This window comes from Acinetobacter sp. WCHAc060042 (genome assembly GCF_003231195.1).
Lineage (GTDB): Bacteria > Pseudomonadota > Gammaproteobacteria > Pseudomonadales > Moraxellaceae > Acinetobacter.
The window spans coordinates 1-1233 of the sequence record NZ_QKVN01000098.1; the positions used below are offsets into that span (position 1 = coordinate 1).

The window sequence follows — 1233 nt, forward strand, 5'->3', positions numbered from 1 at the left end:
TGAATAGCCACCAAAATTCTAGACACACATAACCATCTTTTGATGGGCCTTTTCATAATCTAATGGAGAACGTTGTCCATTGGAACCATGTCTTCGTTTTGAGTTATAAAACATTTCAATATATTCAAATATATCCGCTCGAGCATCTGATCTAGATACGTAAATTTTCTTCTTAATACGCTCCCGCTTCAGCAACTGAAAGAAGCTCTCAGCAACAGCATTATCATGGCAGTTTCCTCTGCGACTCATACTACATTCCAGATTATGTTGTTTAAGGAATGCTTGCCATTCATGGCTAGTGTATTGGCTGCCTTGGTCAGAGTGGATCAGAACTTTATTCTGTGGTTTTCTCCGCCATAGCGCCATCAATAATGCAGCTAGCACCAGATCTGTAGTCATTCTTGATTTCATAGACCAGCCAACAACAAGACGTGAAAATAAATCAATCACCACAGCAAGATATAACCAACCTTCATGTGTACGAATGTACGTAATGTCAGTTACCCAACGCTGATTAGGCTGAGTTGGATTAAACTGTCGTTCTAAGGTGTTTGCGGAAACAATACTTGGCGTACCTGCATAAGATCTAGGCTTACGATAGCCGCGCTGTGATTTAAGCCCATCCGCTTTCATTAACCGATGTACCCAGTTGATACCGCAATTTTCGCCAGCGTCTTTCAAATCACAGTGAATCTTGCGATAGCCGTAGACTCCTCCAGATTCCAGCCAAAACTGTTTAATCAAGCCTGAAAGCTGTTGCCGTTTCTTTGTAGTTTTACTCGTGGGTTGCTTTAACCATGCGTAATAACCACTGTGATGAACATCTAAAGTCAAACATAAACGACGAACAGGCCATATGTGCTTATTGTCCTGAATAAAGGCATACCTCATTTGGACTGGCTTGCGAAGTACACCGCGGCTTTTTTTAATATGTCCCTTTCTTCGGTAACCCGTTGCAGCTCCTTTTTTAGCTTTGCCAATTCTGAAACTGCATCCCTAGAGTCTGTGATTTTAGGTTCCTGAGGATCATAACGCTTGATCCAGGCATAAAGACTATGCGTGGTTGTACCTAAACGTGTGGCCACTTCAGACACGCTATGACCTTTTTCAGTCACTTGCTTTACTGCTTCAATTTTGAATTCTTCAGGATATCGTTTGCTACTGCTCATAAACACCTCGTTAATTAGCCATTTTATCTAACTAAAGAGTGTCTACAAAATCGGTGGCTATTCA

At 41.4% G+C, this 1233-nt stretch carries 1 protein-coding gene; it reads right to left on the reverse strand.

Annotated elements, in window-relative coordinates:
• Positions 1-18: 18 nt before the first annotated feature.
• Positions 19-1169, reverse strand: a protein-coding gene (locus tag DPG01_RS18335; protein ID WP_228157029.1) for an IS3 family transposase whose coding sequence is annotated in 2 segments (ribosomal slippage) — positions 19-929 and positions 929-1169 — 1152 coding nt in all. Because the reading frame shifts where the segments join, the coding sequence is not laid out codon by codon here.
• Positions 1170-1233 lie beyond the last annotated feature (64 nt).